Annotated in this window: 11 protein-coding genes and 1 riboswitch; of the genes, 7 read left to right on the forward strand and 4 right to left on the reverse strand. The window is 58.7% G+C overall.

Annotated elements, in window-relative coordinates:
* Window positions 1-16: 16 nt before the first annotated feature.
* The 3 genes from nrdE to nrdH are packed head-to-tail and all read right to left on the reverse strand — an operon-like array spanning window position 17 to window position 2,786.
* Window positions 17-2,170, reverse strand: a complete 2,154-nt coding sequence (nrdE, locus tag ACQZ6F_RS02695) for a class 1b ribonucleoside-diphosphate reductase subunit alpha (RefSeq protein WP_449092537.1) — start codon at window positions 2,168-2,170, stop codon at window positions 17-19.
* Window positions 2,158-2,553, reverse strand: coding sequence for a class Ib ribonucleoside-diphosphate reductase assembly flavoprotein NrdI (gene nrdI, locus ACQZ6F_RS02700; protein WP_174074153.1), 396 nt, complete (start codon window positions 2,551-2,553; stop codon window positions 2,158-2,160). The genes nrdE and nrdI overlap by 13 nt, the downstream gene beginning before the upstream one ends.
* An 11-nt stretch (window positions 2,554-2,564) precedes the next feature.
* Window positions 2,565-2,786: a glutaredoxin-like protein NrdH gene (nrdH, locus tag ACQZ6F_RS02705; protein ID WP_034479171.1), complete on the reverse strand. Its 222-nt coding sequence runs from the start codon at window positions 2,784-2,786 to the stop codon at window positions 2,565-2,567.
* A gap of 252 nt (window positions 2,787-3,038) precedes the next feature.
* A riboswitch (cobalamin riboswitch) is annotated at window positions 3,039-3,258 on the reverse strand.
* A gap of 162 nt (window positions 3,259-3,420) precedes the next feature.
* Between nrdH and ACQZ6F_RS02710 the strand changes: the two genes are divergently transcribed.
* Entirely contained in the window at window positions 3,421-4,659 is a 1,239-nt protein-coding gene (locus ACQZ6F_RS02710; RefSeq protein ID WP_449092538.1) for a hypothetical protein, read from the forward strand.
* Window positions 4,660-4,761: 102 nt separating this feature from the next.
* Here ACQZ6F_RS02710 and ACQZ6F_RS02715 read toward each other — a convergent pair whose 3' ends face one another.
* Entirely contained in the window at window positions 4,762-5,907 is a 1,146-nt protein-coding gene (locus ACQZ6F_RS02715; RefSeq protein ID WP_449092539.1) for an acyltransferase family protein, read from the reverse strand.
* Window positions 5,908-6,161: 254 nt separating this feature from the next.
* Here ACQZ6F_RS02715 and ACQZ6F_RS02720 point away from each other — a divergent pair, with 254 nt between their 5' ends.
* The 6 genes from ACQZ6F_RS02720 to ACQZ6F_RS02745 are packed head-to-tail and all read left to right on the forward strand — an operon-like array spanning window position 6,162 to window position 13,485.
* Entirely contained in the window at window positions 6,162-7,172 is a 1,011-nt protein-coding gene (locus tag ACQZ6F_RS02720; RefSeq protein WP_449092540.1) for a LacI family DNA-binding transcriptional regulator, read from the forward strand.
* A 24-nt stretch (window positions 7,173-7,196) separates the two neighbouring features.
* Complete coding sequence (locus tag ACQZ6F_RS02725; protein WP_449092541.1) at window positions 7,197-8,516, forward strand: ABC transporter substrate-binding protein; 1,320 nt, start codon at window positions 7,197-7,199, stop codon at window positions 8,514-8,516.
* 52 nt (window positions 8,517-8,568) lie between these two features.
* Window positions 8,569-9,414 (forward strand): carbohydrate ABC transporter permease, encoded by an 846-nt coding sequence (locus tag ACQZ6F_RS02730; protein WP_077467975.1) that lies wholly within the window; start codon window positions 8,569-8,571, stop codon window positions 9,412-9,414.
* Complete coding sequence (locus ACQZ6F_RS02735; protein ID WP_449092542.1) at window positions 9,411-10,244, forward strand: carbohydrate ABC transporter permease; 834 nt, start codon at window positions 9,411-9,413, stop codon at window positions 10,242-10,244. Before ACQZ6F_RS02730 ends, ACQZ6F_RS02735 begins: the two co-directional genes overlap by 4 nt.
* Before the next feature lie 29 nt (window positions 10,245-10,273).
* Window positions 10,274-12,382 carry an ADP-ribosylglycohydrolase family protein gene (locus tag ACQZ6F_RS02740; protein WP_449092543.1) on the forward strand — a complete coding sequence of 703 codons (2,109 nt, stop codon included), beginning with the start codon at window positions 10,274-10,276 and terminating at the stop codon, window positions 12,380-12,382.
* Window positions 12,382-13,485 carry an ABC transporter ATP-binding protein gene (locus ACQZ6F_RS02745; protein ID WP_449092544.1) on the forward strand — a complete coding sequence of 368 codons (1,104 nt, stop codon included), beginning with the start codon at window positions 12,382-12,384 and terminating at the stop codon, window positions 13,483-13,485. Before ACQZ6F_RS02740 ends, ACQZ6F_RS02745 begins: the two co-directional genes overlap by 1 nt.
* Window positions 13,486-13,559: the final 74 nt, after the last annotated feature.

Here is a 13,559-nt window from a genome sequence, read left to right on the forward strand (position 1 = left end):
TTTTTCAAACCGGAAATCAAAGGGCGCAGGAAACGCAGCCCTGCACCTCGGTGCCGGACAGCGCCATCTGGCGAAGGCGGATGTAGTAGATGGTCTTGATGCCCTTCTTCCAGGCGTAGATCTGCGCCTTGTTGATATCGCGCGTGGTCGCGGTATCGCGGAAGAATAGTGTCAGCGACAGACCCTGATCGACATGCTGCGTCGCCGCCGCATAGGTGTCGATGATCTTTTCCGGCCCGATCTCGTAGGCATCCTGATAGTAATCGAGGTTGTCGTTGGTCATGAAGGCGGCCGGATAATAGACGCGGCCGATCTTGCCTTCCTTGCGGATTTCGATCTTGGAGACGATCGGATGGATAGAGGAGGTCGAGTGGTTGATGTAGGAAATAGAACCGGTTGGAGGCACGGCCTGTAGGTTCTGATTATAGAGACCGCCCTTCATCACGGCCTGCTTCAGCTGCGCCCAATCTTCCTGCGTCGGGATGGCGATACCAGCCGTTTCGAACAGTTCGGCGACGCGTTCGGTCGCAGGCACCCACGCCTGATCGGTATATTTGTCGAAATAGTCGCCGGAGGCATATTTCGAATTCTCGAAGCCCTTGAAGCTCTGTCCGCGTTCGACCGCCAGGAGATTCGAGGCGCGGATGGCGTGATAGGTCACCGTGTAGAAGTAGATATTGGTGAAATCGACACCCTCTTCCGAGCCGTAGAAGATGCGCTCGCGGGCGAGATAGCCGTGCAGGTTCATCTGGCCGAGGCCGATGGCGTGACTGTCATCATTGCCCTTCTCGATCGAAGGCACCGACGAGATGTGGCTCATGTCGGAGACCGCCGTCAGCGCACGGATCGACATCTCGATCGTCTTGCCGAAGTCGGGGCTGTCCATCGCGGCGGCAATATTGAGCGAGCCGAGGTTGCATGAGATGTCCTTGCCCAAATGGGTATAGGAGAGGTCTTCGCTATATTCGCTGGCTTCGCTGACCTGCAGGATTTCCGAGCACAGATTGCTCATGGTGATGCGGCCGGCAACCGGGTTGGCACGGTTCACCGTGTCCTCGAACATGATGTAGGGATAGCCGCTCTCGAACTGGATCTCGGCGATCACCTGGAAGAAGTCGCGCGCCTTGATCTTCTTCTTGCGGATACGGCTGTCAGCCACCATCTCGCGGTACTTTTCGGTCACCGAAATTTCCGTGAACGGCACGCCATAGACCCGTTCCACGTCATAAGGCGAGAACAGATACATATCGTCGTTGTTCTTCGCGAGCTCGAAGGTGATGTCGGGAATGACCACCCCGAGCGACAGCGTCTTGATGCGGATCTTTTCGTCGGCATTCTCGCGCTTGGTATCGAGGAAGCGCATAATGTCAGGGTGATGGGCGTTGAGATAGACAGCACCCGCACCCTGCCGAGCACCAAGCTGGTTGGCGTAGGAGAAGGAGTCTTCGAGCAGTTTCATCACCGGGATGATACCGGAGGACTGGTTCTCGATGTGCTTGATCGGCGCACCGGCCTCGCGAATATTGGTGAGAGACAGCGCCACGCCACCACCGCGCTTGGAAAGCTGCAGGGCGGAATTGATGGCGCGGCCGATCGACTCCATGTTGTCTTCGACACGCAGCAGGAAGCAGGAAACCAGCTCGCCGCGCTGCTTCTTGCCGGCATTGAGGAAGGTCGGCGTCGCCGGCTGGAAGCGGCCGGAGATGATTTCGTCCACCATATCGTGGGCAAGCTGCTCATTGCCGCGCGCCAGCGCCAGCGCAACCATGCAGACGCGGTCTTCATAGCGCTCCAGATAGCGCTTACCGTCGAAAGTCTTCAGCGTGTAGCTGGTGTAATATTTAAAAGCGCCGAGGAACGTCGGAAAACGGAACTTCTTCGCGTAAGCGTGATCGAAGAGATCGCGCACGAAGTTGAACGAATATTGGTCCAGCACTTCCTGCTCGTAGTAGCCCTCGGTCACCAGATAATCGAGCTTTTCCCGCAAGTTATGGAAGAAGACGGTGTTCTGGTTGACGTGTTGCAGGAAATACTGCTTGGCCGCCATGCGGTCCTTGTCGAGCTGGATCTGCCCCTGCTCGTCATAGAGGTTCAGCATGGCGTTGAGGGCGTGATAGTCCAGTGCCGTTTCCGTGGCCTTCGCTGGCCGGTCGAGCGTTAGCGTGTCCAAAATCGTTCCAATCCGTGTCTGACATTCACGACATCATCGTCCGTACCCAGCAGCTCGAACCGGTAGAGGTAAGGCACCTGGCATTTGGTGGAGATGATGTCGCCGGCGATACCGAAGGTCGCCCCGAAGTTGCTGTTGCCCGCGGCAATGACCCCGCGGATGTTTGAACGGTTATCCGCATCATTGAGGAAGCGGATAACCTGCTTGGGCACGGCACCCTTGCCACCTTCACCACAATAGGTAGGGACAATGAGAACGTAAGGACGGGCCACTCGAAGCTCTTCTCCCGCATTGAGAGGAATGCGAGCGGCCGACAAGGCGAGCTTGGCAACGAAGCGATGGGTGTTCTCGGATCTGCTGGAGAAATAGACGATCTCGCCCACCGCCTGGTTCCTCAGGCGAGAGAGCTGATCATGTCAGGGCGGAAACCGGCCCAATGCTGCTCGCCGGCGATGACAACCGGTACCTGACGATAGCCGAGGCCCTGCACGAGCTCATAGGCTTCACTATCGGTGGACACGTCAATGATGGTGTAATCGATACCCTGGCGATCGAGAGCGCGGGTCGTCGCGGTGCATTGGACGCAGGCGGGCTTGCTGTAGACGGTAATGCTCATTGGATATCCTCGTATAGTGATAGGCGTGCAGATGCGTTCGGGCATTAGTCGATGCCCGTGTTGCAGGATGAAAAATGGAGACGGATGCGGTCGAAGACTGGCCGGTTAGAAGGCCGTCACTCGCGTAGCCGGTTATCGGTACTCAAAAACATGGACTTCACCCCGAAGTTATTCTTGCGGGATCTTCGCGGGAGCGAGGGTAACAGCAATCATGCCGCACAGATCCACGCTCGCCATCCGGACACCCCGCCCGTGGACGTTATGCTCGAGGCAGGTCTCCTGGCTCGCGGGTCGCAGCATTCAATCTCGCCTTCCCAAGACACAAGTGTCTCAGTGGCCATGTCGAACGAACGCTCGCCGCTCACAGTTGCGGGGGCAGCTCCGGCTTGGCAATCATCATGACCGCCGACCGAATTCCCGTCTTAGCCTCCAATCCTTGCGAATCGAAGGAACCTCGAACACTATATATAGTATATGAGGTTAAAATTGCGTCAACTGGTTCCGCGCGCCGCCACGGATTTCAATGTTGATAATTTGTGGATAGCACCACCAAACCCTGCATCTGCGGGGCTGGACAACTGCAGCGTTACTTTATAACAATTTATATGTAATGTTATTACATAAAGGATCATTCATGTCCCGCTCCAATCCCGGCACTCTCCTTGCGGCCTCGTCGCTGGCCTGCGCATTGCTGTTTCCATTTCCGTCCGTCGCAGATGAAGAAAGCAAGACGGAAAGCTGGAGGTTATTCATCGCCGATCATAGCTTACCCGTCGTCCATGTCGTAGACCTCGAGAGTGGCAAGGAAATCAGCCGCTTCGACATCGACGGATATGCCGCACTTTCGTTGAGCCAATCCGGCAGGACAGTCTTTGCCGTACAGGGCGAAAAGAATGTTGTGCACGCGCTAGACACCGGCATATCGCTTTCCGACCATGGAGAGCATCGTGATATCGAGCTTTCCGATCCGAAATTGCACTCGACGGTAATCAAGGGCGAAAAGCCTGGTCACGTTGTCACCCACGGCGACGATGTGGCGATCTTCTACGATCGCGGCGGTAAATTCGATCTCCTCTCGGAAGCCGACCTCACCAGGGACAAAGCCGACATCCGTGCATTCGGCACCACTGCCGCACATCACGGCGCTGCTGTCCCGATGGGCAACCATCTCCTGGTGTCAGTGCCGAACACGGCCGTCCCCGTCAAGGATGGCGAATTGCCACCGCGCCTGGGCCTGCGGGTGCTCGACCGCAAAGGCGAGCAGGTCGGACAGGTCGAAACCTGCACCGGCCTACATGGTGAGGCGACATCCGCCCGGCTGGTTGCCTTCGGTTGCGAGGAAGGCGTCCTCGTCGTTCGCCCCGGCGGTATTGACGGCCCGAAGATCGAGATGCTCGCCTATGGTTCCGATATGCCGAAAGGCAAGGTCTCGACCTTGCTCGGCGGCACGTCCATGCAATTCTTCCTGGGCAATTATGGGGAACGGAACATCGTCCTCATCGACCCCGATAACAAGGCCGAGCCCTACAAGCTGATCGAGTTGCCGACACGGCGTATCGACTTCGTGCTCGATGCGGCTGATCCACGCCATGCCTATGTCCTCACGGAAGACGGAAACCTGCATCGCATCGATGTGGTGGAAGGCGGCATCACGAAATCAGGGAGCGTGACTGAACCCTACAGCAAGGATGGCCATTGGCGCGATCCGCGACCACGCCTTGCCATGGCCGGCAATCTCATCGCCATTACCGATCCACGCCATAGCTTGGTGCGCTTGATCGACGGCGAGACGTTGAAGGAGATTCGCAGCATTCCCGTCGAGGGACAGCCCTTTGCAATTGTCGCGGCCGGCGGCTCCGGTGCAGTCCATTAAGGGCGGCGCGCAAGTAGTATCCACTCTATAAGAAGGGAGCCGGTCGCTCGGACCGGCTCTCCATTCCATCAAACAATGAGGAAATTCGAACCGGTGACCGCTTTAGGCGGTCCGCGCAGGAAACACGGCTTTCCAGGAAGCTTCCAAGCGACGCTTCAGCTCATATGACAGGGCACAGACTGCGAAGGTCGCAACCGCGATCGGTAGGAAAGACGATGCTGACAGCAGCCCTGCCCGATCCAGCTCATAGGCGATGAGCAACATGACCGTTTGGTGCAGCACATAATAGGTGAGAATTGCCTTGTTGAGATAACGGACAACGGCATTTTCGGACCTGCACCAAATTCTCGCATAGCCGAGAATCGCCACGATGGCACTCCATTGGAAGATGCCGCCGAACACTCTCCCCGTGGCCACACGCCAAATTTCGGGCGTATCCGACGGCAAGGCGGGAAAGAGCAATGTCAGACCGACCGCGCATACGACGGCCAGGATCATTGCCGGCCTTCGCATATGGACGATGGTATCCCAATAATCGTCGCGGCTTGTCATAATCGCGCCGAGCAGGAAGGACAGCAGGTAAGCGGCGTGGTTGTACCAATCGGTTACGATATCCAGCGTCGGCGGAAACGCCGGTCTCAGCAAAAGCTTGAGCAGAACGAAAAGCAAGGCCGGCATCATCAGCATCCAGCGACCCGATAGCCATACCGCCAAGCGATTTCCAACCGTAGACAACAGGTTTGGCCATATGGATACGGCAAGCGTTATCAGCGCGGTATAGAGCCACAGATAGGCCAAATACCACAGGTGCTGCAGGCCAATCAGCAATGCCTGCCCGCCATTCGGTAAGGAGACCGGAGTGAAGGTCGCATAGTGCCAGAGAAGATCTGTAAAGCTGATGTCGACGCCCTGATCGGCACGCAGCCACACGTACATCTGCGGAGGAATCAGGAACAGAAGACCCAAAACGAAGGGCATCAGCAACTGTCTCGTGCGCGCACTCCGCAAAGCGTCAGGAGAATGCCGCTTCAACAGCATACCTGTCACAGCGCCTGAAATAAGGAATAGCAAAGACATGCGCCAGGGATGTGTCCACAGATGGATCACGTCGAAGACCGGCGAACTGTCCGGCGCCTTCAGCAGAAAGGTCCTCGAATTATACATCAAGCTGACGTGATAGAGGATCAGCAGCATAAACGCTGCAACCCTGACGAAGTCCAGATCGTGTCTGCGCGGCATCCCCAACATGATTTAGCATTCTAGATTGCAACCCTTAATGGATTGCAAAAAGATCACTACAAAATCAGGCCGAGTAAATACCGATGGCACTGAGCGTGCCGATCGCCCCTAGCGCGAAAGCCCCAATCATCGTGACTTTGGCTCTTAGGTCGACCTCTGTTCGCGCGTGCCGATTATCCGATCACCACCATGCGGTGCTTGACAGCAAAATTTTGACCGCTTATTGATACGTATCACTAATACGTATAACTAAATGGATGACGATGAACAGCCGAGCAACGCAAAAAGATGTCGCAAAGGCTGCCGGGGTCTCTCAGGCCACCGTCTCCATGGTGCTGAGCGGCGGCGGCGCGTCCATTCCGGCGGAGACATGGGAGCGGATCACAAAGGCCGCGAAAGATCTCGGTTATGTCCCGAACCGCTTCGCGCAAGCTTTGAAAACCAGCCGTTCGATGACAATCGCCTGCATCGTGCCCGATATCACCAACCCGTTCTATCCGTCACTGATCCGCGGCATACAATCAATCGCCGACGGGCTGAATTACGATGTCATAACGGTCAACACCGACGGAACGCCGGAACGCGAGCGTCACTTTCTCGACTGGGCGCGGCAGGGAAGAGTGGACGGCGTGATCGGCGTCTTCTTCACCTTGAAGGCAAAGGACTTTAGTCCCCTGCTCGAAGCCGGCGTTCCCGTGGTACGCATTGAATCGTCGAAAAAACGCGGCGGAGGCATCCCCGTCGACGATATCTATGTCGACAGTCGCGCGGCGGCTCAGGCGGTGACGGAGTATCTGCTCTCCCTTGGGCACAAGCGCATCGCGCTTGTCGCCGGTCGCGGCGGTCCGCAGGCCCATCGGATCGAGGGGTATCGCACCGCGCTGGCCGGGTTCGGTCATCCCGACCATGTCGTCATCGACGACGAGTTTTCCGAAATGGGAGGCATTCGCGCGGCCGAGAGCATCCTCGAGGGCGATTTTCAGCCGACCGCGATCTTCGCCGCAAACGACCTGATGGCGATCGGCGTGATGCAATCCCTGCGCGAGCGCCGCATTCGGATCCCGGAGGACATCGCGGTCGTCGGTTTTGACGACATTTCTGCCGCCAAGCTCGTCACCCCGACGCTGACGACGGTCGCGCAGTTTCAGTGGAAAATGGGAGAACGTGCCGCGCAGACGCTCATGGAGCGCCTGCGCGGAGAGAAGACCGGTGCAGGAACCGCTGTCGAAATGCCCTTCGACCTCATCGTCAGGGGCTCGACGAACAACGAATAAAAGCAAATCGGGAGGAGAAAACCGATGCATAGACGTACAGTTCTGAAGGCCGGCCTCGGCCTTGCCGCCATGCCGCTCATGTCCCGCCTCGCATTTGCGGCGGATCAGAAACCCGTATCCTTCTGGTATGAGTCCGCGTCGCCGGAAAACCAGGATAATCTCAAGAATATCCTGGTCGATCCGTTCAACGCTGCTCATCCCGAGGACCTTTTGAGCATCGATTTCCGCGGCTCCGACCTCGACAAGCAACTGCGCGTCGCCATGCTGGCCAGCACCGGCCCCGATGTCGTCTTCACGGCCGGTCCGAGCTACGTCGCATCCATGGCCCAGGCTGGCCAATTGTTGCCTTTGGACGATTATGCCAAGAAATACGGGTGGAACGAGCGCCTGCTGCCGCTCTTCCTCGACCTCGGCCGTTATAACGGCAAGCTCTATGCCCTTGCCAAGACCTATGAAACCCTCGGCCTCTTCTACAACAAGACATTGTTCAGCCAGAACAAATGGAATGTGCCGGTGACACTCGCCGAATTCGAGGCACTTGCCGAGGAGATGAAGGCCAAGGGTCTCGTTCCCTTCGGCGCCGGCAATGCCGATTGGCGTCCCGCCAATGAGCATTACGTGTCAATCGCATTCAATTCGATCGCAGGGCCGGAGAATGTCTACAAGGCGCTGACGGGCGCCATCCCCTGGACCGATCCGGCTTTCGTGCATTCGATCGACAAGCTCGCCGAGTGGTGGGACAAGGGTTACTTCGGCGAAAACTACTTCTCATTGACGCTCGAGCAGGCCTTCGCCCAGGTCGCTACTGGCCAGGCCGGCATGGCTCCGACCGGCACTTGGAACTTTACCAACGTCCAGACCTACTTCCCGCAAAACAATGCAGAGCCGGGCTTTGTCGGCTTCCCCAGTGAAAAGGGCGACCCCATTTTTGCGCTCGGCATCGGCTCGACACTGTCGGTCAATGCCAAATCGAGCAATGCCGATGGAGCAGCCACCGTTCTCGACTACATTTTCTCGGATGACTATTACAGCAAGATCAATTCCGCCTGGCAGGGCGAATGGAACCTGCCGCTGGCCGATCTTTCCAAGGTCAAATTGTCCGATAAGGTGCTGCCTCTCTATGAGGAGGCAATGAAGGAACTGTCTGCCGCCGTCAGCGACGGCAAGTATGGCTATACGACCTGGACCTTCCTTCCGCCGGCGACGGACACTTATCTGGTCAGCGGCATGGAGGAGGTCTGGCTCAAGAAAACCACCTCAGCCGACTTCCTCAAGAAGCTTGACGAGACCTTCAAGCAGGAACGCGACGCCGGCAAGGCGCCCGCGGTCCCGCCGCGCGTCTAACTGGACCGCAGCAGGGCGGCGCAAGGCGCGCCGCCCTTCCCCGGAGGATATCATGCATCGACTTTATCTCGTCCCGACGATGATCATCAACGTCGCCATCGTGCTCGTTCCAGCCTTGCTGACGGTGGCGCTCGCATTCTGCAATTGGGACGGCATTTCGGCCCCCACCTTTGCTGGTCTCGACAATTTTCGCGCCCTGGCCGCCGATCGCGTCTTCTGGTCGGCGCTTGGCAACAACATCATCTGGATGCTGGTCTTCCTGACCGTGCCGATCTTCATGGGACTGCTGGCAGCTTCGATGCTGCTGATCGTACGTCGCGGCAGCAACTTCTTTCAGGTCGTCTATTTCCTGCCCGTCGTTATTGCCACGGCCATTACCGCCCGCATCTGGCAGGGTATGATCTATAGCCCGGTCACCGGCGTCTTCGGGCTTCTCAAGAAATATGGCCTGCCGATCCCCAATCCGCTGACCCAGCCGCCGCTCGCCCTCTTCGGTGTCGCGACTGTCGACCTCTGGCATTGGTGGGGTTTTCTGTGCGTGATCTTCTACGCGGCGCTTCGCCAGGTGCCGCAAGAGCAGATCGAGGCGGCCCGCATCGAAGGCGCCACCTATTTCCAGATGATGCGCTACGTGCTGCTTCCCGGCATCAAGCCGACCATCATGCTGCTGATGATCATGACCGTCATCTGGTCGCTGCTGGCCTTCGATTTCGTCTATATCCTCACTCAGGGCGGTCCGGCCTTTTCGAGTGAGCTGCTTTCAACGCTCGCCTACCGCAAGGCCTTCTACGATCTGAACGTCGGACAGGCGGCAGCCGCAGCGTTGGTCATCAGCCTGTTCGGACTGGTCGGCACGTTCTTCTATGTTCGCATCCAAACCAAGGAGGGCGAGCAATGAGACTTGTCGAAAGCCGCCTGACCCTCTGGGTCTGCTACATCCTTCTGGGCATCTTTGCCTTTATCGCGCTCTTCCCTATCGCCCTTCTGGTGCTCAATTCGCTGAAGCCGGCGGCGCAGATCGTCCAGAACCCGCTCGGCCTGCCGCAGCAGATCCGCTGGCAGAACTTCGCCAATGCCTGGAACCACGCGAAATTCTCGAGGACCTTCATCAATTCGCTGATCGTCTCGGGCACGACCATCGCGCTCGTCTGCTCGACCTCGTCGCTGACCGCCTATGTGATCGCACGCCGCAAGATCAAAAGCTGGAAGATCTTCACCTTCTACCTTCTGGCAACGACAACGGCGCCGATCCAGCTCTACATCTTCCCGCTCTATTTCGGCTTCGCAAAACTCGGCCTGATCAACAACATCTTCGGCGTGGCGCTGATCTATACCGCCCTTTACAGCCCCTTCGCAGTGATGCTGCTCAGGACCTATTTCATTGCGGTGCCGAAGGAGCTTGAGGAGGCGGCGATTGTCGATGGCGCCACGCATTGGCAGGTCTTCTGGCGCGTGATGCTCCCCATCGTCTCGCCGGGCATTCTGACCGTGGCGCTGATCATCGGGTTGAATTCCTGGAACGAATTCCTGATCGCCACCACCTTCCTGCAGAAGCAGGAGAACACGACGGCCGTCATCGCCTTCTTTCTCCTGTCCGGCCAATACAGCTCCGACTGGGGCGAGATCATGGCTGCCGCCCTCATCATCGTCGTGCCGGTCGTGGTGCTTTTTGTCTTCATGCAGAAGCGCTTCATCGAGGGCATGGCCGGCGGCTCGGTCAAAGGTTGAATCATTTTCAAGTACATATGGAGTGAGCAATGCAGCTTCCGAACGACTATCTCGAACGCGTCTATGCAGGCGTCCTGGGCAAGCTCATCGGTGTCTATCTGGGCCGCCCTTTCGAGGGATGGACCTATCAGAAGATCATGGAGGAGCTCGGCCCTATCGAATATTACGTGCATGAACGGTTGAACCAGCCGCTCGTTGTGACCGATGACGACGTGGCCGGCACTTTCACTTTTGTTCGCGCGCTTGAGGATTATGGCGTCAAGCCTGACCTCTCGGCCGAGGAGATCGGCAAGGCCTGGCTCAATTACATCGTCGAGGAACGCGCCATCCTCTGGTGGGGCGGCAACGGCAATTCCACCGAGCACACCGCCTGGCTCAATCTCAAGAAGGGCGTGCCCGCGCCGCATTCCGGCTCGATCGCCACGAATGGTCAGGCCGTTGCGGAGCAGATCGGCGCGCAGATCTTCATCGATGGCTGGGCCATGGTGGCCCCCGGTCAGCCGGAACTGGCGGCCAGGCTTGCCGACCAGGCGGGCAAGGTCAGCCATGACGGCGAATCCGTCTACGCCGCCATGCTCTGGGCCGCGATGGAAGCCGAAGCCTTCGTCGCCTCCGACATCGACCACCTCATCGATACCGGCCTGAAGCAGATCCCGAGCGACAGCCTGATTGCCCGGCTGATCGCCGACATCCGCGCCTGGCACAAGGCTCATCCGGATTGGCGCGATACACGCCAGAAGATCCAGGACAAATACGGCTACGACAAATATCCCGGCAACTGCCATGTCGTGCCCAATCATGCGCTGATGATCATGTCGGTGCTCTATGCACCTGATGACTTCCAGAAGGCGCAGATGATCGTCAACACGTCAGGCTGGGATACCGACTGCAATGCCGGCAATGTCGGCTGCCTGCTTGGTATCATGAACGGGCTCGACGGCCTCTCGGAAGGTCCCGATTTCCGCGGCCCGATCGCCGACCGCATGCTCATCTCGTCGGCCGACGGCGGCAACTCCATCAACGACGCCGTTCGCCAGGCCTATTTTCTTGCCAATCTCGGCATGCAGCTGGCGGGTCGCCCCTCCCTTGAGGCACCCAAGAATGGTGCGCAATTCCATTTCTCGCTTCCCGGCAGCCAGCAGGGCTTCCGTCCGCAGGCGGATCTCGATGCCACAAACTCCGTCCGCATCGGCAATACCGAGTTCGAAGGCAGCCGCGCGCTGACTATCGACTATGAAGCACTCGGCCCCTCACAAAGCGCCGTCGTGACGACACCGACTTTCTCCCCGCGTGAAATGCTCGACATGCGGACCTACGATCTGATGGCGACGCCGCTCCTCTATTCCGGCCAGAAACTGAAGGCGCGCGTGAAAGCCGACGAGCGCAATCGCGGCACGATCGAAGCGCGCCTGCGCATCCGGGTCTATGACGAACGCGACCAGCTTCGCGATATCGACGCAGAGCCGGTTGTCGTTCAGGCTGGCGCTGAAGCTCTGCTCCAATGGACCCTTCCCGACACCGGCGGTCAGCCGATCGCCGAGCTCGGCATTGTCGTAACAAGCACCGACAGGCGCGCCGACGGACGGCTGATCGTCGATTATATCCGCTGGGATGGGACACCGAACCTCACGCTCAAGCGCCCGGCCGGCGATGGCGATTTCTGGCGCATGGCCTGGGTCAACGGCGCAAGCTTCTTCTCGAAGCGCTTCCCGGCCGCATTCCGCATCGCGCAGAACCGCGGCGAAGGCATCATCATCCACGGCACGCGCCAATGGACCGATTATCAGGCCTCCGGCAACGTGATGATCCACCTCGGCAATTACGGCGGCCTCGCCGTGCGCACACAGGGCCTGCGCCGCTATTACGGCGCTCGCGTCACGCGCGACGGCAAGATGCAGATCGTGCGGGTGCGCGACGAGGATACGAAGGTGCTGGCCGAAACCGCCTTCAAGACGGAATTCGAGAAGCACATCGCAATGAAGGTCAAGGCGGAGGGCACACGCATCACCTTTGAGGCCGACGGCGTCTCACTGACGGCCGAAGACACCTCCCCCGATGCGTTCCGCGATGGCGGCGTCGGCTTGCTTGTCCACGAAGGGGCGCTTTCGTCGAACGAGATCCGGATCGGAGCGGTATGATGGCAACCGTCACCATTGACAAGGCGCGCAAGGCCTATGGCGCCGTGGATGTCCTCCACGGTGTCTCCGCCGATATTGCAGATGGAGAGTTCGTCGTTCTCGTCGGCCCTTCCGGCTGCGGAAAGTCAACCTTGCTGCGGATGATCGCGGGACTCGAAGACATCAGTGGCGGCACGATCAGTATCGGCGGGCGCGTGGTCAATGACTTGCCGCCCAAACAGCGCGATATCTCCATGGTCTTCCAGAATTATGCGCTCTATCCGCATATGACGGTTGCCGAGAACATGGCCTTCTCGTTGACGCTCGCCGGTGCACCGAAAGCGGAGAAGCAGAAGCGTGTGGAGCAGGCGGCGCAGATCCTCGGCCTCACCGAGCTGCTCGGGCGCTATCCGCGCCAACTTTCAGGCGGGCAGCGGCAGCGTGTGGCCATGGGCCGCTCGATCGTGCGCAATCCGCAGGTGTTTCTGTTCGACGAACCCTTGTCCAACCTCGACGCCAAGCTTCGGGTGGCCATGCGCGCCGAAATCAAGAGCCTGCATCGTCGTCTTGCCACGACCACGGTCTATGTCACTCACGACCAGGTCGAGGCGATGACCATGGCAGACCGCATCGTCGTGATGAATGGCGGCCGCATCGAGCAGGTCGGCAGGCCACTGGAGCTATACGACAACCCTCACAGTACATTCGTCGCCGAGTTCATCGGCTCTCCGGCGATGAATCTGTTGAAAGGACGCTTCGATAATGCCGCCGGCCGGGCCGTCTTCAGAACGAATGACGGCATCATGCTGCCCCTGCCCGCTGGCGCCGCCGAGATGGCAGGCACGGATGCGATCTATGGCATTCGCCCGGAATATTTCGCCATCTCGCCTGCCAATACAGGCATTCCGGCCCGCGTCGTGGTGGTCGAGCCGCTGGGTTCGGAAACGCAAGTGACAGCGAAAGTCGGCGAGCAGACAATCGTCATCGTTTTCCACGAGCGGATCAGCATGGAGCCCGATGAAATCGTCTGGCTGCAGCCGCAAGCAGAGCGCGTCTGCCTGTTCGATGCCAACGGGCGGCGCATCGCCGATACTGCCACGGGCAAGATCCTGCAGCCCGCCTGAGCCGGGACATTTGCCTCAAATCATGGAAGCCCATACGGTGCCGCTCAACCGGCATCGCACAGAGATTTCCGAAA

Source organism: Rhizobium sp. A22-96 (genome assembly GCF_053521805.1).

Excerpts from the sequence above, each read along its gene's own strand:
- nrdH (WP_034479171.1), bottom strand. The coding sequence starts at position 2,786 with ATGAGCATTACCGTCTACAGCAAGCCCGCCTGCGTCCAATGCACCGCG.
- ACQZ6F_RS02710 (WP_449092538.1), top strand. The coding sequence starts at position 3,421 with ATGTCCCGCTCCAATCCCGGCACTCTCCTTGCGGCCTCGTCGCTGGCC.
- ACQZ6F_RS02715 (WP_449092539.1), bottom strand. The coding sequence starts at position 5,907 with ATGTTGGGGATGCCGCGCAGACACGATCTGGACTTCGTCAGGGTTGCA.
- ACQZ6F_RS02720 (WP_449092540.1), top strand. The coding sequence starts at position 6,162 with ATGAACAGCCGAGCAACGCAAAAAGATGTCGCAAAGGCTGCCGGGGTC.
- ACQZ6F_RS02725 (WP_449092541.1), top strand. The coding sequence starts at position 7,197 with ATGCATAGACGTACAGTTCTGAAGGCCGGCCTCGGCCTTGCCGCCATG.
- ACQZ6F_RS02730 (WP_077467975.1), top strand. The coding sequence starts at position 8,569 with ATGCATCGACTTTATCTCGTCCCGACGATGATCATCAACGTCGCCATC.
- ACQZ6F_RS02735 (WP_449092542.1), top strand. The coding sequence starts at position 9,411 with ATGAGACTTGTCGAAAGCCGCCTGACCCTCTGGGTCTGCTACATCCTT.
- ACQZ6F_RS02740 (WP_449092543.1), top strand. The coding sequence starts at position 10,274 with ATGCAGCTTCCGAACGACTATCTCGAACGCGTCTATGCAGGCGTCCTG.
- ACQZ6F_RS02745 (WP_449092544.1), top strand. The coding sequence starts at position 12,382 with ATGGCAACCGTCACCATTGACAAGGCGCGCAAGGCCTATGGCGCCGTG.